12 protein-coding genes are annotated in these 21,012 nt (G+C 45.5%); 1 reads left to right on the top strand and 11 read right to left on the bottom strand.

The window, feature by feature from the left end; all coding sequences use genetic code 11:
* The 8 genes from CLV42_RS27305 to CLV42_RS27275 all read right to left on the bottom strand — a co-directional run bounded on the left by CLV42_RS27305 (position 1) and on the right by CLV42_RS27275 (position 16,717).
* Positions 1–1,674 carry a RagB/SusD family nutrient uptake outer membrane protein gene (locus CLV42_RS27305; protein ID WP_106605118.1) on the bottom strand — a complete coding sequence of 558 codons (1,674 nt, stop codon included), beginning with the start codon at positions 1,672–1,674 and terminating at the stop codon, positions 1–3.
* A gap of 18 nt (positions 1,675–1,692) precedes the next feature.
* Positions 1,693–4,797 carry a SusC/RagA family TonB-linked outer membrane protein gene (locus CLV42_RS27300; RefSeq protein ID WP_106605239.1) on the bottom strand — a complete coding sequence of 1,035 codons (3,105 nt, stop codon included), beginning with the start codon at positions 4,795–4,797 and terminating at the stop codon, positions 1,693–1,695.
* Between the two features lie 133 nt (positions 4,798–4,930).
* The gene (locus CLV42_RS27295; RefSeq protein WP_245901746.1) at positions 4,931–8,866 is read right to left on the bottom strand and encodes a hybrid sensor histidine kinase/response regulator transcription factor; all 3,936 of its coding nucleotides are present in this window, start codon (positions 8,864–8,866) and stop codon (positions 4,931–4,933) included.
* A 125-nt stretch (positions 8,867–8,991) separates the two neighbouring features.
* Complete coding sequence (locus CLV42_RS27290) at positions 8,992–9,891, bottom strand: sterol desaturase family protein (protein WP_106605116.1); 900 nt, start codon at positions 9,889–9,891, stop codon at positions 8,992–8,994.
* Between the two features lie 48 nt (positions 9,892–9,939).
* The gene (locus CLV42_RS34025) at positions 9,940–10,101 is read right to left on the bottom strand and encodes a hypothetical protein (RefSeq protein WP_170117676.1); all 162 of its coding nucleotides are present in this window, start codon (positions 10,099–10,101) and stop codon (positions 9,940–9,942) included.
* Between the two features lie 142 nt (positions 10,102–10,243).
* Complete coding sequence (locus tag CLV42_RS27285; RefSeq protein ID WP_106605115.1) at positions 10,244–12,082, bottom strand: sulfatase-like hydrolase/transferase; 1,839 nt, start codon at positions 12,080–12,082, stop codon at positions 10,244–10,246.
* A gap of 30 nt (positions 12,083–12,112) precedes the next feature.
* Positions 12,113–13,573, bottom strand: a complete 1,461-nt coding sequence (locus CLV42_RS27280) for a RagB/SusD family nutrient uptake outer membrane protein (protein WP_106605114.1) — start codon at positions 13,571–13,573, stop codon at positions 12,113–12,115.
* 27 nt (positions 13,574–13,600) lie between these two features.
* A complete protein-coding gene (locus tag CLV42_RS27275; RefSeq protein WP_106605113.1) occupies positions 13,601–16,717 on the bottom strand; it encodes a SusC/RagA family TonB-linked outer membrane protein in 3,117 nt (1,038 codons plus the stop codon).
* Positions 16,718–17,401: 684 nt separating this feature from the next.
* Between CLV42_RS27275 and CLV42_RS27270 the strand changes: the two genes are divergently transcribed.
* Positions 17,402–18,325 carry an alpha/beta fold hydrolase gene (locus CLV42_RS27270; protein ID WP_106605112.1) on the top strand — a complete coding sequence of 308 codons (924 nt, stop codon included), beginning with the start codon at positions 17,402–17,404 and terminating at the stop codon, positions 18,323–18,325.
* A gap of 69 nt (positions 18,326–18,394) precedes the next feature.
* Here CLV42_RS27270 and CLV42_RS27265 read toward each other — a convergent pair whose 3' ends face one another.
* The 3 genes from CLV42_RS27265 to CLV42_RS27255 all read right to left on the bottom strand — a co-directional run.
* Positions 18,395–19,273 (bottom strand): DMT family transporter, encoded by an 879-nt coding sequence (locus CLV42_RS27265; protein WP_106605111.1) that lies wholly within the window; start codon positions 19,271–19,273, stop codon positions 18,395–18,397.
* 413 nt (positions 19,274–19,686) lie between these two features.
* Positions 19,687–20,055 carry a hypothetical protein gene (locus CLV42_RS27260; RefSeq protein ID WP_106605110.1) on the bottom strand — a complete coding sequence of 123 codons (369 nt, stop codon included), beginning with the start codon at positions 20,053–20,055 and terminating at the stop codon, positions 19,687–19,689.
* Positions 20,030–21,012 (bottom strand): RHS repeat-associated core domain-containing protein (locus CLV42_RS27255; protein WP_317048017.1); only part of this gene is annotated, 983 nt, incomplete at its 5' end. The genes CLV42_RS27255 and CLV42_RS27260, both read right to left, overlap by 26 nt.

The following is a 21,012-nucleotide window of genomic DNA, read 5'->3' as shown; positions in this document are numbered from 1 at the left end:
CTAATATCCGCTTGTTTGTTCCAGCTTGTTATTTGAAGCCTGGATCTCTGTTCTTGGAATAGGCAGCCAGTAGTTCTTTTCAGCGAAGGAACGGTTGCTCAATGCTACCTTCTTTGTATATACAGGCTTTTTATTGCTATCCAGCTCCACGGTTATACCATAAGCCGGAACGTTTTCTGTTTCCATAGCGATCTTCCAGCGACGTACATCATAAAAACGATGTTCTTCAAAAGCCAGTTCCACCTGTCTTTCTCTTCTGATCGCATCTCTCATCTGGTCTTTAGAAAGTCCTGCTACCAGTGCAGGCTGGTTAACGCTTGCACGTTGTCTTACCTGATTTACCGCAGCGTACACTGTTCCATCAGGACCTACTGCTTCGTTCTGTGCTTCTGCATAGTTCAGCAGCACTTCCGCATAGCGGAGATAGATCCACGGCTGTAAGCCGGCTACGTTCCATGGGTTGTCTATAGGATTGTTGTCATCCATGAATTTACGCAGGTAATAACCGGTTTTAGAAGTGTTCCAGTTGGAAGGACCGTCTTTACTGTCTTTTCCACCGGGAGTATACACCTTAACAGTATCTTTCCTGTAAACAGCACCATTATAAAGCACGGTAGCATAAAAACGGGCATCCCGGTTTGCATAAGGATTGGTAGCGTCATATCCGGAAGCGGCATCTGTGATCGGCTTACCATTCTTCATTTCATAGGCATCCACCAGGTTCTGCAACGGTATATTTCCACCCCAGCCATTATAACCGTTTGGACCGTTTGATATTTCCAGGCAAACGTGACGTGCACCTATCGCATATTGTCTCGCGAAGATAATCTCGTTGCTACCAGGTGTCAGGAACAATTTGGCATAATCCGATGCAATTGAGTACTGGTTCATATCCATTACTGCTTTAGCAGCAGCAGCGGCAGCAGCCCAACTACCTACATTATACAATGGGCTGGCAGCATACAACAGCAAGCGTGCTTTTAATGCCAGCGCTGCACCTTTGGTAGCACGGCCCGCAGCCCAGTTATTGTCATTTACTGCAGGCAGGTACTGCGCAGCAGAATCCAGTTCAGCCACCGCATAATCCATACATTCTTTCAGAGAAGCCTTGGTATAAAGGGCGGGATCGGTCATGTTATCGCCGAGATTATACACTTTATCGCCCATTAAAATAACGCCGCCGTAGTTCCTGATAAGATCATGGTAACGGAAAGCCCTGATAAAATGCAGTTCACCTCTCAGTTTCGCTCTTAACTGCTCACTCATTCCCACCTGCATAATATTGTTCAGGCCATAGTTACATTCACGGATGCTGCGGTAGCTGCGGCCCCAGATAGTACCGGCAATACCGGTATTTTCAGGCGCCAGCAGGCCTCTTTGTATCAGCCAGGTATTATCATCGTTATTGTATATGGATTCGTCTGTCAGGGAGCTCCACATTGCGTATTCAAAACCGCGTCCAAATCCTGGAGGTGTTCCCTCAGCTTCTTTATCCTGCAGTCTTACGCCCATGTAACGGTTAATGACATAGTTCTCAAACAAAGAGGAGTCACCCAATACTGCCACATCAGCAATCTTATCAGAAGGTACAATATCCAGGTAGTTCTTTTTACAGGAGGTGAATATTCCTCCGGCAAGAAGCATCGTGTATAATATTTTCTTACTAGTTTTCATTGATGGAATTTTTTACGATTAAAACTTAACATTCGCACCCACATTCACAATACGCTGCTGCGGATAGAACTGTCCGCTGCCACTAAAACCTTCCGGGTCATAGTCTTTCACTTTTGTGAAAGTGAACAGGTTGAAGGCGCTGGCGTATATTCTCAGACCGGCGATATTCATACGGGATAGAATACCAGCATTCACATTGTAGCCAAGTTCAACGTTCTTCAGACGGAGGAAAGACGCATTATTCAACCAGAAGGAGTTCTTATACAGACCACCGTTGATAGAAGAAGAAGCTCTCTCATCTACTTTAGGATAACTTCCGTTAGGGTTTGACGGGCTCCAGCGGTTATCGGCCCAGCTGCTGTAGTAGTTACCAATAGTACCTGCTTCAGGTAATACATACTGGCTTACACGTGCCTGTCCTGCAAATACCACGGACACATCAAAACCTTTATAATCAGCGCCCAATACAGCACCGTAAGTGATCTGAGGAATATTGCTGTATGGCATTCTTGTCTGGTCATCTGCAGTGATCTGACCATCCTTGTTATAATCTTCATAGATCAGGTCACCCAGCTGTGCACCTTTCACGTGTGGATATTTATCCAGGTCAGCCTGTGATCTGAAAATACCTACTGTGTTATACAGCAGCTCCGTATTCAGTGCTCGGCCGGTCTTCCGTTGGTAATCCAATGTTCCCCCAGCTTCATCGATGAAGATCACTTTATTCTTTGCATAGGTAAAGTTCGTGCTGATATGATAACCAATACCACTAGCGGTGCGGTTGTCATATCCCAGGGTAGCTTCAATACCATTGCTGTTCACCTTTCCGATATTCTCAGAAGGCACCAGCGGATCAGCACCGTATGGATTTACGATACCAGATATCTGTGGGATAGAGGCATTCCTTGGTGTGAGAATGTCACTACGTTTTTGCTGGAAATAGATGAATTCCACTGACAGGTGTTTCAGGACCTGTGCATTGAAACCCACGTCCAGTTTCTTTGCTACTTCCCAGGTAATGTTCGGGTTACCGAGTTTGGTCAGATCGATACCGGAGTGGATCACAGAACCGAGCACATACTGATTACTCAGGGAATAGTTGTCGAAATACTGGAACAGTCCCACGTTATCATTACCCAATGTACCATAGGAAGCACGCAGTTTCAGGTCGTTGATAAAGCCCACTGAAGACTTAAACCATTCTTCCTGTGACACGCGCCAGCCGGCAGATACGGAAGGGAAGAAACCATAGCGTTCTCCCTTCGGGAAAGTAGAAGAACCGTCAATACGCGCCTGTGCTTCCAGGAGGTATTTTTCAGCATAGTTATAAGCCAGTCGGCCGAAATAACTTTTCCTGGTAAAGTTGTAACTCTTACCGGAGTTATCCTTATCTGTTGCAGCAGCTCCACCCTGAGACAATTCAGGAGTCAGTGTGGTCGGGAAATTCATCCTGTAAGCACCAAGACTATCCAGGGATGTTTTACTCTGTTCGTATGCAACAAACGCGCTTACATCATGTTTTCCGAACCTGCGTGCATAGTTCAGTTTGATATTGGAAGTGATCAGCGCCTTGTTCAGTTGTCCTTCAGACAGGGTAGCCATCTGATTGGAACCACCTATTACAGTTTTCTTATAGGTATTTGTTGCTTCCACAAAGTCATATACTGCATAAGGTTTTGCGAAGGATTTGCCGAAGCTCCATGATTTGTCGACAGACATGAATCCGTCCAGTGACAGACCGTCTACGCCCGGAATGGCATAGCTACCTTTCAGGATACCATTGAACACCTGTGTTGGGTTCCTGTTGGTACCACCAATATCGGTCGCCTGCAATATCGGGTTGTTGTTCTCAATACCGGAAGTCGGTAAACCATTCGGATAACGCGCTGCTACTGTAGGATAAGCACGGTAAATAGAACGGAAGATATCTCCCGCACCTGTTACCGGATACATACGGTCTTCTTCGCGGCCTGACAAGTACAGGCTTACTTTCAATCTTTTGGTAACATCCGCATCGATGTTTGACCTGAAGTTATACTGATTGTAATCTGTTACACCATGTTTATAGATACCGTCCTGTTTGATCATACCCAGAGACACATAATATCTTACATTTTCACCACCCCCGTTTACTGACAGGCTATGCTGGCTCTGCAGCGCTGTATTCTTCAGCGTTTCTTTCTGCCAGTCAGTATTTGGATAATGCAGCGGATCAGAACCATCTCTGAACTTCTGAATCTGATCAGCAGTATACACCTGGTTCATACCATTTGCAGGTAGTGCATAATACTGGATCTCGTTCCTTATGGCAGCATACGTTGCCGCATCAGCCATTTTAGGCAGGCGGGTCGGAGAAGAGAAACCCTGGTTAAAGCTGTAGGAGATCACAGGTTTTCCTGTTTTACCTCTTTTGGTAGTTACCAGGATCACCCCGTTTGCCGCACGGCTACCATATACCGCTGCAGATGCATCTTTCAGTACACTGATGCTTTCTATGTCATTAGGATCCAGCCTTTCCAGACCACCGACCTGTCCGGGCACCCCATCTACCACGACGAGTACATCATTGTTACCGGTGGTTGCCTGTCCACGGATACTGATAGATGAACCATCATAACCGGGCTCACCTGATCTGTTATTGGCAATAACACCGGAGAAACGGCCAGCCAGCGCGTTAGATACGTTCGGCTGAGGGCTTTTTACGATATCAGCCCCTTTTACCACAGAAATAGACCCGGTCAGGGTCGCTTTTTTCTGGGTACCATAACCTACTACCACCACTTCATTTACATTCTGGCTCACGGCGGTGAGCGATACATTTACCGGGGCGGAACTAGTAACCGCAACTGCCTGGCTTACGTATGAAACGTGATTAAAGATTAAGGTATCCCCTACATTGGCAGGAAGGGTAAATTTACCCTGGTCATTTGTCAGCGTTCCCTGGTTGGTTCCTTTTATACGAACACTTACACCGGGAACCCCGCCCGCGCCTTCAGACACTTTCCCTGTAATATTTAGCTTTTGCGCCCTTAATTCAGGTATCAGGGACAGGGAGAGGAGAAGGACCATCAGCAACTGTCGTAGTGACACTAATTTCACTACCGTCGATAAACATTTTTTCATAACGTACATTCCTTTAAAATTGATTGATAGTTGGTAGCACTATGATTACGTGGTAATTATGTGACTAAATTAGGTGGATAAAAACGACCCGCAGAGGGGGTAAATCGCTTAAAAAAGGGGGTATTTTCATATTTCAGACGGCAGAATTGTCAGATTTTACCACATTCAGATCCTGGTTGAAAGAATGCCGGTACTTCTTTACATAAGCCGAAGGATTCATCCCAAATAGTTTGTGAAACTGCTCCCTGAAATATTTAATATCGGCGATACCCACCTGAAAGGCAGCCTGGTTGACGGTATAATTCTCCTTCAACATTAAAACGGCCGCTTTCCTGAGCCGGATGGAGCGGATAAAGGCATTGATCGTCTGTCCTGAGATGGATTTCACCTTCTTATAAAGGCTGGAATGGCTCATGCCTATCGCCTGCGTGAAGGTCTTAATGGAGAAATCTTCATTCCCGAGATTGGCTTCTACTATTTCTATACATCTTTTCAGAAAGTCCTGGTATTCGGCAGGCACCTTCACATAACTGGTTCGTAGTGTAATATTTTCCTGGAAATATTGCTGTAGCAGATTACGGTTCCTGATAATCGTCTGGACCTTTACCAGTAACAGGGCACTGTCAAACGGCTTAGTGATATAATCATCCGCGCCGCCTTCGATCCCTTCCATTTTCGCCTCGGAAGAAGAGGCGGATGTGAGCAGGATAACTGGGATATGGCTGATAATATCTGTCTCCTTGATCTTCCTGCATAACTCAACCCCGTTCATTCCCTCCATATGCACATCACTGATCACCAGGTCGGGCATATACTTTTCTACTGCAGCAAATCCCTCGGTGCCGTTTTCCGCTTCATACACAATGTATTTGTCCTCGAAAAGCCGGCGCAGGTACTCCCTGATCTCCGCATTGTCGTCGATCAGCAGGACGGTCCTCTTTTCTGTGATCATCTCTCCAGGGGATACCGGCTTTTCCGTTTCCGGTTTCCGGTACACATCGTCTATCAGTTCATCCAAAAGGGCTGATTTCTTCACCGGCTCCTCCTTCAGCAACATGGCGTCAAAATGCGCCGTCCCTGTTTTCAGATGGACGCAAAATGTGGTCCCTTCATTTACCTTGCTGGTATAGGAAACCTTACCCTTGTGATTTTCAATGAATTTCTTCACCAGGTAAAGGCCTATGCCGAATCCCGAGCTGTGACTATCCCCGTGCTGGAACTTATCAAATATCTTATCGCCCATACTCTCCGGAATACCGGTCCCCGAGTCGCTCAGCATAATATCAACGCCACCTGCTGTGACCTGCATACGAAAACTGATCTCCCCCCCATCCGGTGTAAACTTAAATGCGTTTGACAGCAAATTGAAAAGGGCTATCTCTATCTGCTCATAATTAGCATATATCTCCAGGGAGCCATTACTATCTGTCAGAAACTGGTACCTGATATGTCTTGATTCGGCCTGCTGGGTAAAACAGAGGAATACCTCCTCGCATAATAAGGTAATATCGAACCTGGTCACCTTAAGTTCCTCATTATCAGCCTTCCGGAAAAGTAATAACTGATCCACCAGACTTAGTAAACGCCTGGCATTCCTGTATACCACTCCCAGCTTCTCATTGTCTTTCAGCTCTTTCAGCGGATTGATGATCAGGGTAAGCGGGGTGCGGAATTCATGGGAAATATTCGTAAAGAAGGACAATTTCTTTTCATTGATCTCCTTCTCCTTTTCACTTTCCAGGTGTGCCAGCCGGATCTCATATCTCAATCTTTCCTGACGGGAGTTATATTGTATATAAAGGTAAATGAGCCCCAGAACCAGCGCTATATAGATACCATAGGCCCAGGGCGTCCGGTACCAGGGAGGCAGCACGACAATCCTTAATAATTGCTTTTCTTCCCCCCATTTTCCGTCGGCATTCGTCACTTTGATCATGAAGCTATAGTTTCCCTCGGGAAGGTGGGTATAGTTGGCTGTACGGGATTCCCTGGCATCATTCCAACCCTTGTCCCAGCCTTCGAGCAGGTAACTATATCCGATCTTATCAGGAGAGGTATATTCCAGCGCTACAAAGTCCAGAGAAACAGCAGCCTTATCGTAGGGAACGGTTATTTCCTCAATGTTCTCCAGGGATCTTTTCGAAATGTATGCTGTGGTTTGCCCAATGGGCACATTATTCAGGCGGATGGCCGTCAGGAAAGCGGGAGAAAAGTTACTCCGCTCATAAATACTGTCGGGATGGAAAATATTAAATCCCTTAATGCCCCCGAAAAGGAATTCCCCTGATCTCAGCCTTAAAGCCGCATTATAAGAAAACTGGTTACTCTGTAAGCCGTCTGTATTTGAGAAGTTGCGGCAGGTATACTGTACCGGGTCAAACTTTGCCAGCCCGTTAAAAGTACTTAACCAGAGATTGCCTTTGTCGTCCTCCAATAAACGGAGTACGGTATTACCCGGTAATCCCTCTGCTTCCGAAAAGCGCCTGAACTTACCGGTGTTTGTATCAAAGAGTAGCAATCCTCCGCCCTCAGTGCCTATCCACATATTCCCCCTACGGTCTTCATGGATGGCCCGGACAGTATAACCAATGGGGAATGTTTGGTGCTGCCTGTGATCGCGGTCAATCTTTATCAGTGAGGAATAGCTCCCGCCCCACATATTTCCCTTACGATCTTCCGCCAGGCACTGGATATTTACCAGCGACTTATCAAAAAGTTCAAAAGCATCCGTCTGACGGTTAAAGATGTATAATGTACCATTATTCGTTGTACTGGCCCAGAGTCGTTTCTGCGCATCTTCATAGATTGCCCAGACGTTATTTTCAGCAGCTTTGGTAAAAGGATTAAAACAGGTATAGTGATCAAACGCATCCCGGCTTTTATTATACTTGTCGATGCCTCCAAACCAGGTAGCGATCCATAGATCACTGTGGGAGTCCTCAAGCATACCGGTAATAAAATTGCTGCTGATAGCCAGTTTGTTTCCTGGATCGTAATTGTAGTTTTTGACGGTATTATTCTCCCGGTTCCAGTATTTTAATCCGCCGCCATCTGTGCCTATCCATATATTTTTTCCATTTCCCTCACAGAAGGAAAGAATGAAATTGTCTACTGTGCTTCCCTTAAAGGCATGCTGTTCAAATAAATTACGGCGGTTATCTATAATATTAATGCCTCCGCGCAGGGTACCGATCCATTTACGGCCCTCCCTGTCCTCACAAATGGAATAAACAGCATTACTGCTTAGTGTATAGTCGCTGTGTATCGCTTTCCCGTCCTTTACCACAAAAATCCCATGACCGTCAGAAGCAGCCCATAATATGCCTTGCTTATCCGCACAAAGGTTAACGATCTTGCTTTTCTCTTTCAGGTAATTGTCGGAGTAGGTGCCATTATATCTGAAAAGTCCTTTATCTGTCCCAATCCAGAGCCCCCCATCTTTATCTACTTTCAGGCAGTTGGCCTGGCTCAGTTCTCTATTGATAACTGTGACAACAGATTTGTCGCAATCATATTTACATAATCCGATGCCCTGGACGAAAATATAGGCCGATGTTTTATCCGCGTTAAAGTCAATAGCTGTTACTTCGTAATTCAGGTTATTGTCCACAGGGATCTGGCGTCCGGCAGCGGTATGTCTGGTAAACAGCAGGAGTCCCCTGCTCTCAGACCCTACGAGCACCATACCTTCAATACCCGCTTTGATAACGTGGATATTCCCCTCGATGGGTTTACCGTTTGCAGCATTCCTGGCCACGGAAAAATGTTCGTTTACCGGGTCAAATATGCTGACACCTTTTCGCCCTCCTATCCACAAGCGATGATCCGTATCGCCATCAATCGTATAAATACCATTATCAATAAGAGATGTACTGTCGCCTATCCTATTCCTGTAAATCCTGAATTTGTACCCATCGTACCGGTTCAACCCATCGTAGGTCCCGAACCACATGAAGCCCTTATAATCCTGGTAAACATTTACGACTGCATTATTTGAAAGCCCATTTTCTATACTTAAATACCGCAAGGGTTGCTCAGCAGCAAAGAGACCATTTATGGAAATGGTCATCCATATCAACATTGTCCACCGCATTCTGTAAGCGCTAATTTGCGGTCAAAATAGCATTTTTATTTTATTTTAAACGCTCCCGGATGGTAATATCCGGGAGCGCTCTCCTATTTCGCCTCATACTTTTATACTTCAGCAACAGCAGCAGGTACAGCCGCTACGCTATCTCCCACCATTGGCCCTCCTGCCGATAGCTCACTGCCCTTTCGTCTGGATTTAAATAAAGGCCAGAGGAACTGGGCATACCATTCCTCCTGTCTGTAATGTTTGATACCGTATCCGCTGGGATACTGCCTGGTAATGATCCCTGTCCCGAATATGATATCCCAGAGAAAGAACATATTCCCGAAATTCCCCTTATAATTTCCTATACCATCATCACTACTGTCGGCATGATGTGCATGATGGGTAGCCGGCGTAGAGATCACCCTTTCCAGCACCCAACCAACAGGCTTCAGCCAGCGGATGGTATAAAAAGGTCTATCCCACTTAATACTGGAGTGCGCCCCCGTTGTGATCAATGCCTTGATGCCTGTCACAAATAAGACCGGGTACCCCAGTCCAAGATACACCAGCGTTGTGGTCAGGTAGATCTGCGAAAAGAAGATGGTATAAATGATATTCTGCCTGCTGGCCATTGCCATCCCCATATAAGGCGCAGAATGATGCGTACGGTGGAAGCGCCATAACCAGGGCAACTGATGATGCAGCCGATGATACCAGTATTGTGTCAGATCGTCCGCTACGGCGATAATGGCAAATCCCCACCAGAAAGGTACCCAGACAAATATATTTTTTGCATTGGGGAGCAGCGTGGGCAGTAACAGTACGCCCAGATAAGCAATAAGCGGGCGCACGACGATCCTGGGCACTACGAAACATACAATGTCCAGTATCCGCTCATTATTGGTCCAATGGTTCTCGTAAAGCCCAAAGGAGAATTCTACAATGCCGATGATCAGCATGATCACTGGCAGGCCCCACCCATTCAGGTTGGTGAAGATGAGTTCTATATAATGTAACATTAGATAAAGTTTTAAGCACCGGTTAAACCGGTGCTGGTATGTAAAATGTTATCTCGTTGTTTTTACAGCTGCCTGCGGATGTTGTTTCCATGGTCTTTCACCGCTTATCCTGAACGACAACAGCATCAGCAATACAGGCAATGCATACAGCACGATGCTTATCAGCGCATCCCTGATAATTTTCTGTTGCGTGATCTTATCTGTTTTCATGATGATTATTTTCATGTTAAGAGCCAATGCTGGATCAGCCACAGGATGCCAGCAATAATAAATAATGGTATCAAAAAAATGATGATGCCTACAATGATCTTTCTGATCAGTAGTAAAATATCCTGTACTATCATACGGGTAATCATTTAGGTGCAGCGGTGAGTAATTTTTTTGAGTTGATCAGCCTCGCCCTGAACACATCATCCCAATCGATGTACGGATAGATATTGTACTTCTTCGCATCCTGTTCGAAGAGGCGTTTCAACTCCGCCAGTTTCTCCGGATATTTATCCGCCAGGTTTACCCGCTCATTGAAGTCTTCATTCAGGTTGTACAACTCCCAAACATCCTTATCAAAATCTTTTGCAGGAGCATTACCTGCATCTGAAAAACCATTCAGATCTTCATAATTGGGGTGATGTGCGGCACCTGCTTTCCATCCGTTTTTATAAATAGCCCTTGAGCCAAAGATGTAATAGTATTGTTCCGTATGCCGGGAAGGTGCGTTGGCATCGGTAAAGGAATACACCAAAGACGTACCGTGCAGACTATCCTGTTGAATACCCCTGATCTGTTGAGGGAAAGGAATATGCAGAAACTCCAGTGTTGTTGGCAGCAGGTCTGTTACATACCCGTACTGTGTGCGAATTTCACCTTTGGCTTTGATCCCTTTCGGATAATATACGATCAGCGGATTACGGGTCCCTCCTTCTGAATTGGCATCCTGTTTCCAGTATTTAAACGGTGTGTTGGCCGCTTGCGCCCATCCTAAAGGATAGTTGGCGTCAGATTCCGGCGTACCTATCAGGGCGATATGTTCCTCATTGAATAAACGGGCAGAATCGCGTGGCAAGGTTTTATTTCTTCTGGGGGAATGTCCATTTGTTACTACACCTTCCAGCGTGCCTTCTTTACTGGCCCCATTGTCGCCAATTACGACGAAGATCAGCGTATTATCCAGCTGCTGAATGGATCTCAGGTAATTGATCACACGGCTTACCTGGTAATCGGTATAAGTGAGGTAACCGGCATAGACTTCCATAAAGCGTGCGTACAGCTTTTTCTGGTCTGGTTTTAACTCATTCCAGGCCTGTATATACGGGTTTCTTTCCGGCAACTTCGCATTGGCAGGAATGATGCCCTGCTTCTTCTGATTGGCGAAAACTTTTTCCCTGAATGCATCCCAGCCATCATCAAACTGCCCCTTATATCGGTCGCTCCATTCTGTAGCCACCTGGTGGGGAGCATGTGTGGCTGCCGGCGCGTAATACAGGAAGAATGGCTTATCAGGTGCGGCAGCTTTCTGCCGGGCTATGTAGCTGATCGCCTTATCTGTGATCTGCTCACTGAGGTGTCTGCCATCAGGTTTGATGTTCACATTATCTTCCACCAGTGCCGGTTTGTACTGGTCAGTAGCAGAGCCCAGGAAACCGAAGAAATGCTCAAAGCCTTTACCGGAAGGCCAGCGGTTGAAAGGACCTGCATCAGAAGTATCTTCATCCGGTGTGAGCCCGTATTTACCTACTGCAAAGGTGTTGTATCCGTTCTCTTTCAGGATCTCAGCAATAGTTCCTGAGCTGGAAGGTATACGACCATCATATCCGGGGAAACCGGCAGAGGAAAAGTAATGCGCAAATCCGCCCATATGTACGGCATGATGATTCCGTCCTGTCATCAATGCAGCTCTCGTAGGCGCGCAGATGGCAGCAGTATGAAAGTTAGTGTAGCGCAGGCCATTGTTAGCCAGGCTGTCAAATGTAGGTGTGCTGATCACACCACCGAAAGTACTGGTGGCACCAAAGCCCACATCATCCAGCAATATCCATATAACGTTAGGAGAACCTGCCGGAGGTTTCACGGATGCAGGCCACCACTCTTTCGATTCTGCCAGCGTACGGCCTACTGTACCCTGGTAAGGTTGCTGCGCCCGTAACGCGAAGCCTGTCATTAATGTAAATGCACTTAGAACAAGAAATTTCATGTTGTGTAATTAAGTTTTATGATGATGTGATTACCAGCCTGGATTATTTGTCAGCTCTCCATTAATATCAATCTCTGACTGAGGAATAGGGAACAGGGTATCTTTTACTGCTGCACCTGTTTTTGCCGGCAGCTTCTTCAACGCATCATAGAGATAACTGCCTCCTCTTCTTGAGAGATCAAACCAGCGCATTCCCTCCTGTATAAACTCCTTTCTTCTTTCCAGGAAGACGGAATCCCGGAAATCTGCCTGGTTTAATCCTGTCGTCAGCTCTGCAACACCAGCACGACTCCTCACGGCGTTGATAGCGGCATAGGCATCTGCAGTGGGACCGCTATTGAGCTCATTCAGTACCTCTGCTTTCAGTAACAGTATGTCCGCATACCTGATCACGGGAAAGTTAATACCACTCTGCGCCTGGTTGGTCAGTGGTGTCAGCGAATAGTCTATGAACTTGGCAAAACGGGCAGGACTGAAGGTGACATAGTTCCCTGTCGCTGCATTGTAGATGCGGGTCAGGAATGTAACGTCCCTGCGGGTATCTGTTGCGGCAAATAGCTGGAATAATGTGCTGTCGGCCGGAATATCTCCCGGATAAACAGCAGTGTTAAAAGAAGAGAAATTACCACTGCTCAGTGACTGGGTACTGTTCTTGGCGCCGAGATTCGTCCCGAACTGTACGGAGAATATATGCTCCTTCCCATTCTTTGTTGCCTGCTGAAAAACATCCAGGAATTTATCAAACAGGGCATATCCATATCCACCATTGATCACTTCATTGATCTGTGCCAGGGCTTTGTTCCATTCTCTGCGCGTTACATATACCTTCGCCAGCAGTGCGTGGGCAGCACCGCTGGTAGCACGCCCGATATTTCCACCTGTATATGTTTTGGGTAATAGTGTGGCATCCGTCAGATCTGCAATGACCTGTGCATACACACTGTCTTTTGGCGCCCGTTTTACCTTTTGTGCATTTACATCAATAGATGAGGGATCATGCAGGATCAGCGGCGCGCCGCCCCAGAAACGCACGATATTGAAATACAGCAATCCCCGCAGGAACTTAGCTTCTCTTACAAGACGTGCCCTGGTAGCAGTATCAAAATTTACAGCCGGGATATTATCGATCGCAATGTTCGCCCGGCTGATAGCGAAATAATGCTGCTGCCAGTTCTTCTTCACCCTGTCATTGGCGGCCACATAAGTGGCAGTACCTAATGCCCGGACGTCTGTGTTGGTATTCGACGGACTAAACACCTGGTCGTCGCTGGCATTCCCTGTTAACAGGTTCAGGTTCCTGCCATACATAGGAAAGTCTCCTGCGGCATCTGTATTCAATGCACTATACACTGCAGATACTCCCGCAACGGCGTCTGCCTGTGTTTTGTAAAATTGTGAAGCGGTGATAAGAGAGGAAGGCGATTCATCTAATTTATTGCAGGACGTTACAAGCACTCCGGCAATCAATAGTATCGAATATAATCTTGTCATTGTATTAAATATTAAAAGCGAGATGTATCAGAAAGTAACACTTAAGCCGGCGAGGAAACTTTTTGAGCTCGGATAAGCACCGTAGTCGATCCCCTGTTTCGTGTTGTCGTTATCGTAAAAGTTCACTTCGGGGTCCAGACCGGAATACTTTGTCCATGTCAGGATATTCTGCGCCGTTACATAGATCCGCAACTGCTTTGCATGGATCCTCTCCAGTACTCCTACCGGGAGACTATAGCCCAGTGATAGATTCTTCAGCTTTACAAAAGAGCCGTTTTCTACATAGCGGTCCGTCACCTGTGCTACCGGTGCGTTGGTTGCCCGGGCTACCTTGCCGTTGGGATTAGTGTCACTGTACCTATCGAGCAATACAGCAGAAGCATTCAGCGACAGTGTAGGTATTTCCAGTTTCTGCTGAAGGAAGTTGAATATCTTATTACCGTAACTGCCCTGGAAAACAAAGGACAGATCGAAGGCCTTATAGTTCAGGGTATTGGTAAACCCAAAGGTCAGTTTAGGCTGCGCATTGCCCAGACTATGCTTATCGGCGGTCGTGATCACCCCATCTCCATTAGTATCAACATACTTCGTATCTCCTACCTGTTGCGACACCCCTGTCAATACAGGAATACCTTTCTGAACATCTTCTTTTGTGATCAGTCCGTTGGTATTATATCCCCAGAAGGTACCTACCGGCGATCCTACTTTTACGATCACAGGTGAAACGTATCCTGTAGGCGCCAGTGGGAAATAATAGTCCGTACCATCACCCAGGCTCAGGATCTTATTCCTGTTGGCGGCCAGCACCAGGGTCGATTTCCAGTTAAAATCCTTTCCTTTAATGTTGTCTGAAGTGATGCTCAGTTCCAGTCCTTTATTCAGTACACTGCCCACATTCTGCAACACGCTGGAGTAACCTGTATACAGCGGGAATGGTACATTCAGCAGCAGGTCTGTCGTCTTCTTGTAGTAGGCGTCAAGTGACACATTCACCCGTTTGCTAATCAAGCCGAAGTCGACACCGGCATTATACTGTGTGGTCGTTTCCCACTTCAGATCCGGGTTGGCGATCTGCACTGGCGCAATACCCGTTACCAATGCCCCGTTGAAATAGTAGTTTGATGGTGCCAATGCAGCAAGTGAGCTATATGGCGGTACTTCAGAATTACCCGTTCTACCGGCCGACAATCTGAGTTTCAGGTCACTGACAGTACTATTCCACCGCTCAGCAAAAGTCTCCTTTCCTGCATTCCAGGAAAAACCAACAGAGGGGAAATAGCCCCAGCGATTATTTTTCCCCAGCCTGGAAGATCCATCCGCACGTAATGACAACGTAAAATTGTATTTATGTTCATAAGAATAATTCACCCTGGCCAGGTAGGAATTCAGAGAAGACTCATGTCCGTCGGAAACAGACAATACCGCTGTACTGGCATAGTTCAGGTTATTGAAGGAAGTCAGATCATTGGGAAACTTCTGTGCACTGGCCACAGCAGATTCATCCTTCTGATGCTGCATGGTATAACCTGCCAGAACATTCAGAAAATGCGCTTCTCCAAAGGCATGATCGTAGGTCAGCGTGTTCTCATTGATCCACGTGGTAGCATTCAGATTACCCACAGATGCATATCCTCCCGTGGCATAACCAGTAGCGCTACCTCCCGGTGAGCCGGCATAGCTGGGCGAATAATAGTTCTGCTTTGTATTGATGAGGTCTGCACCACCCGTCACTTTCAGGGTGAGCTCTTTAAGCAGTTTATATTCCAGTGAAGTATTGGCCAATATCCTTCTCAGGTAGGTTTTATTAATCGTCGACTGAAAATCCTGTATTGGGTTGGTAGGATTAGCGGAATAAGGACTGCTCGTATTATAGCTGCCATCCTCATTCCTGATCTTCGCCACCGGCGACACCTGGAGCAGGTTGGCAAAGGCTGTGCTCTGGAAATTAAGGCTATTATAGTTGTTGCCGAATAACTTATCTTCTATCGACTGACTACCGAAAATATTGGTAGCGATCTTTAGTCTGTCCGTTACTGTACGTTCATAGTTCACGCGGCCGGAATAACGCTTAAATCCGGTATTAATAATAATACCGCCCTGGTCGAAGTAATTGGCGGAAATAAGGTACCTGGACTTCTCATCGCCTCCTGAAATAGACAATTCATGGTTCTGTAGCGCTTTTTTCCGGAGAGCAGCGCCTTGCCAGTCAGAACCTTCACCCAGTGCAGCAAGATCTGCATCGCCGTATGTTTTAGGGCTTCCTGTGCTTACATTGATATCATTTACCAGTTCTCCCCATTGCCTCGCATTCAGCAGATCTAGTTTTTTTCTTACCTGCTGGGTACCAACATATGTATTGTAGCTCACTTCGTCATGTCCCCGGCGACCTCTTTTAGTGGTGATAATGATCACACCATTGGCCCCACGGGAACCGTAGATGGCGGTGGCAGAAGCATCTTTCAGCACCTCTATGGAAGCGATATCGCTTGGGTTGATAGTTGATAGCGCGTTTACTCCTGTACCGTTGGAGGCGCCTGTATTTGCGTAATCGTTGTTATTATAGATGATAAATCCGTCTATCACGTATAAGGGCGCATTCCCAAAGCTGATGGAGTTTCCGCCGCGTACACGTATAGTAGCCGTGCTTCCCGGCTGTCCGGAGCTCTGTGTTACCGCTACACCTGGCACACTACCTTGTAAGAGATTATCAAATGCTGCAGCAGGCTGCGCCAGCAATACTTTAGAAACACTGGCAACGGAACCGGTAATATCACTTTTTCGTTGTGTACCATAGCCCACCACCACGATTTCGTTCAGCTGACTTTCATTCTCCTGCAGAACAATCTTCAATGGAGAGCCGTCCGCACGGATCTCCTGTTTTTTGTACCCTATGAAAACGGCTTCAATAATGTATGGCAGTTTCTGGCCTGTTTTGAACTGGAAATTTCCTTTCGCATCAGTTAATACCTGGTTGGTAGTACCTTTAATTCTGACCAGCGCCCCAATAACGGGGCTGGATGTTTTACTGTCAACTACAGTACCGGTGAGCGTAGAATTAATTACAGGATCGGAGGAAGATTGAGCATATAACGTTACAGGTGCTATTCCTGACAACCAGGAAATAAGCAAGAGAACTTTTTTCATTAAATTTGCGATTAGTGATTAGACAATACGATACCGCCCCGCGATCATTCGCAGAGTAGTACATCCAGAGATTTGTTTAGTCAGGCCGGTACTGTTCCCGCAGTATCGGCCAACTTTTTTATACAATTACAGGCATACAACAAGGTGCACCCCGATTATTTATCATACATAACATTGTTCGACAGCATGTTTTTTTAGTTTATAAATACGTCACTCCCCCTATGCAGGAATATAATCACTGATCTGAGTGTTGGGTGGAAGTTCGGGCGAAAATATGGCCAGGATTAGCGTTTTGTTGTACTTCAGCAACAACAACAGCAGCAATCAGTCGTACTGTTGCGGCTATTCATTGTTTGATATTTGGTTGATCCCTTCTGTGTCATTTGGCAATATATTACAGGGAAGTACGCTATTTGTCGATCCAAAAATAGAAAGTAATTATTAGTCCACCAAATTAATGTACTAATAAATTTAACAGTGCCGCTGCATTGCTAATATGAGTAAGCCTTTCTCATGTAATGTATAGCGTTTCCCGTTCGAGGTTACATATGACCTGTTCGCGACAGAATCGGTCCACTTAAGGTACTTGTTTATTGCCCTCCGGAAGCTGAGTATATAGTTTTGCTCCCGTCAATCACTGACAGATTTAAAACTTAAACCGGAAACTACAAAACAAGTATTGCTATGAAACATCTTATTTTATTCGCCGCACTGGCACTGAGCATTGTATCCTGTAAGAAAGATGATACACCAGGTAACGGACCGGAAACCACTATTGATTACCACCAGACAGCCACTACGCAGTTCGTTACAGCAGGTGACACGAAATATGCTTACCGGGTATTGGGTGACAAGGAAGGCATTCCACTGGTGATGCTGTCTCCTTTAGGCAGCACAATGGATGACTGGGACCCGGCTATCACCAATGGGCTGGCGCAAAAATACAAAGTGGTCATATTTGACAACCAGGGTGTAGGATCTTCTACCGGCAAAACACCAGCTACCATTGCAGATATGGCAAAAGGCGCTGTAACGTTTATAAAAGCGCTGGGATACAATAAGGTCAATCTGATGGGATTTTCTATGGGAGGATTTATCACCCAGCAGGTCGCGCTCACCGAACCAGGGTTGCTGAATAAGATCGTGCTTACCGGAACAGGGCCTAAGGGCAGTGAAGGTCTCTCAAATCTGCCGAATATCCTGGCTTCAGCCGCTAATCTGAGTCCACTGGATGCCTTCCTTTATTTCGGGTTTACCGCATCTGCTGAGAGTAAGAGTGCAGGCAAGCTATCTTATGAAAGAAGGCTCAAACGTACGGTTAATCGTGATGCACCTGTAAGCGATGAAAGCGGTGCTGCACAGCTGACAGCTGTGCTGGCCTGGGCGCAGCCGTATCCGGATGCATTGAAAGAACTGGAAGCTATTACACAACCAGTCCTGCACATACAGGGCCAGAAGGATATGCCTGTTCCTGCGGTCAACGCTATCAATATGTCACAGCACATTCCTAACGATCGCCTGGTACTTTATCCGGACGCCGGCCATGCGGCATTCTTCCAATATCCAGACCAGTTTGTACAGGAGGTAAGTGAATTTCTGGGGAAGTAATTTTCTCTTTAAGCAAAGACAGCATAGACCGGGTGATCTATGCTGTCTTTATATATACCCTGCGAAGGGTTAAGCCATTTTACGCTTATTTCTCACAGAGATCACCGTTTGCAGGACAACTGAAGCGCCCACGAACAACAGTCCGACATAAAAAGACGCATTCACCTGCTTCCCCTCTGCAAAAAACAGGAAGGCCATGATGATTGCGTAGATCGGCTCCAGGTTGAAACTGAGGTTTACTGTGAAGGCAGGTATCCTTTTTAAGGACTCTGCAAACATTACATACAGCGCCACCGTACAGATTAACGATAGCAGTAAAAGATACACCGTATCTTTTAAACCGGGAATAAGACTTTCTACCGGAAAATAGTGAAGATATAAAGGCAATAAAATCCCCAGGCCGATCGTCCCCCCAAGCATTTGATAGTAGTTAATCAACTTACTATCATAATTTCTCACCAGGCGTTCGTTATAAATTGTATACAATGCGGCAAAGGCCGAAGAAATTACGCCCAGCATAATACCCAACTGATAAGATGCGTCAAAATGGAAGATGAGGGCAATGCCCAATAAAGTAAGAAGGCTTAATAAAAGCTCCGAAAGAACGAATTTCTTTTTATTCAACAGTGGCTCAAAGATCGCTGTAAAGAAACTGGTCAGGCTGTAGCAAACAACTCCAATGGAAATGTTGGAATACTTAATACTGCCATAAAAGAACACCCAGTGAATGGTGATCAGCATACCAATCTTTGCAATGTCGAACTTTTCACGGACCGGGATAGCAGTGCTTACCTTCATCAGCTTTAAGATGAAGAACAGCCAGATAAAAGAGAAGAATACCCTATACCAGACTAAAAGCCCTTCGTTGAGAGAAATGAGCTTACCAAATACGCCGGTGAACCCAGCAAGCACTACCGCCAGGTGTAATAATAAATATGATTTTTTCATAAAGAATCGGCTACCTGTCTTCGCAGGACAAGCAAGTTAATATTAATAGTTAATTGAAATTGGAAGAATAAACAGACTGCCGAGGGGAATACCATCGGTGATTATTTTTTATGGAAGAAATATTAAAGTCCCGGAGGGGGGAGGCAACTCTTTCTGTTCATAGTTTTGAAGTGGTTGAGGCAAAGATAGGGAAAAGTGGGTTATTAGTTGATAAAGTTAACTGACAAGGAGAAAGAATGTTTCTATTCGCTACTGGACACTTTCCTCACTAAATCTAAACTGCAAGCTATACTTAAATAAAAATCCCCGGTCAATCTGAACCGGGGATTTTTCATTTATCTTATCATTCACGATAATCAATACAACAAATTACAAAACAACTAAATCTATAACAACTAAAAATCAATTATTTACTAAACAAATCCTTCATCCCCATCCTTATAAGAAATATAACCAAACAGTTTCTTGCAATCAACTGTGGAAAAAAATAAAAGAAGACCTTCTTCCATATGGAACGAATGAATAAGTACCTTTTCATCCTCATGATGAGATAACGCTTCTAATACAGAATCAAATTCTCTAAGATGCGTTATGCTTCTGGCTCTTAAATCACGCCTAATTTTATAAACATTGTAAGCTCTATCTCTGTCGATCTCAATTACCTTATATTTTAAAGATGTTTTGAAAGCTTCAAGGATTTTTTTATCCCCTTTCAACTCCTCAATAATTAACCCTAATAAACCGATTATTAAACTCTCACTTCTTGATTCTGCTGGATTCATTGTTAGAATTATTATTATTAGTAGTAGTAGTAGTAGTGGCAGTTGTTGTTGTTGGATCCCCCTTAATCTTATCTATTTTTGCTCCCGTAACAATACCTGGGACCAAATATTCACTCTCTCCATATTCATGTGCTGTAGACGAAACAGTCAATAAGCTTCTCTTAAAAGTCTTAGTTAGAATCACTCCATTTGATGTACCCATCGTTCCCCTGGCAAAAGTTGCGGCAGTACTTTCACTACTTGTCCAAGAGGTCCAGATAGAATAATTATCGCTCATTGAATGATCTTCTGGAACTGTATGCCCTGGAATCATATTGTCCAAACCCCCACCTCTATAAATCGGAGAAATAAGCGACATAGGAACAGCTATACCCATTTCTGCTAAAGCAAACATTACCGGATATTTCGCATCTGCACTCACTCCTCTATGAAGCGTTATATAATCACTCTCATCCTCCTCCATAAAGCTTTTTCCACTTACGGGAGCAGTATTAGGCATATCTTGAAGCCTTCGATATTCCTGCCACCAAGTACTAGCTTCTGGATTCGCACCAGGACCATTAGGAACTGGAGTAAACGTCCATATTATCGCCCCTCCAACGGCACTACCAATTCTTCCTAACCCGAAACCTAAACTTTTCCAAAATCCAGGGCTTTCAACTGCCTTTTCCACCGCTTGCATTGAAACAATCTTTGCCCCTTGAATTACTCCGTTTTTAGCTGCAACTCTGAGTGCAGTTTTTCCACCTGTTTCAATGACCTTAGCGGCGCCTCCTGTACCTTCCGCACCATCCAAATCAATGTTGAATATAGGATTATTACTCGCGAACTGATAAGGCGTCAACTCCGGATATGATTTTGTCAACGGATCCACACTCAAAAACTTCCCTAACCTTGGATCATACACCCGCATCCCATAATCCTGCTGGTTCCCCTCTCCCTTCACCTCATTATCAT

Origin of the sequence: Chitinophaga ginsengisoli (genome assembly GCF_003014595.1) — a bacterium.
GTDB classification, from domain to species: Bacteria; Bacteroidota; Bacteroidia; order Chitinophagales; family Chitinophagaceae; genus Chitinophaga; species Chitinophaga ginsengisoli.
The sequence above is the reverse complement of the archived record's forward strand: the minus strand, read 5'-3'. Positions and strand labels throughout refer to the sequence as shown.

Excerpts from the sequence above, each read along its gene's own strand:
- CLV42_RS27265 (WP_106605111.1), bottom strand. The coding sequence starts at position 19,273 with ATGAAAAAATCATATTTATTATTACACCTGGCGGTAGTGCTTGCTGGG.
- CLV42_RS27290 (WP_106605116.1), bottom strand. The coding sequence starts at position 9,891 with ATGTTACATTATATAGAACTCATCTTCACCAACCTGAATGGGTGGGGC.
- CLV42_RS27285 (WP_106605115.1), bottom strand. The coding sequence starts at position 12,082 with ATGAAATTTCTTGTTCTAAGTGCATTTACATTAATGACAGGCTTCGCG.
- CLV42_RS27260 (WP_106605110.1), bottom strand. The coding sequence starts at position 20,055 with ATGAATCCAGCAGAATCAAGAAGTGAGAGTTTAATAATCGGTTTATTA.
- CLV42_RS27275 (WP_106605113.1), bottom strand. The coding sequence starts at position 16,717 with ATGAAAAAAGTTCTCTTGCTTATTTCCTGGTTGTCAGGAATAGCACCT.
- CLV42_RS27270 (WP_106605112.1), top strand. The coding sequence starts at position 17,402 with ATGAAACATCTTATTTTATTCGCCGCACTGGCACTGAGCATTGTATCC.
- CLV42_RS27300 (WP_106605239.1), bottom strand. The coding sequence starts at position 4,797 with ATGAAAAAATGTTTATCGACGGTAGTGAAATTAGTGTCACTACGACAG.
- CLV42_RS34025 (WP_170117676.1), bottom strand. The coding sequence starts at position 10,101 with ATGAAAACAGATAAGATCACGCAACAGAAAATTATCAGGGATGCGCTG.
- CLV42_RS27295 (WP_245901746.1), bottom strand. The coding sequence starts at position 8,866 with ATGACCATTTCCATAAATGGTCTCTTTGCTGCTGAGCAACCCTTGCGG.
- CLV42_RS27305 (WP_106605118.1), bottom strand. The coding sequence starts at position 1,674 with ATGAAAACTAGTAAGAAAATATTATACACGATGCTTCTTGCCGGAGGA.
- CLV42_RS27280 (WP_106605114.1), bottom strand. The coding sequence starts at position 13,573 with ATGACAAGATTATATTCGATACTATTGATTGCCGGAGTGCTTGTAACG.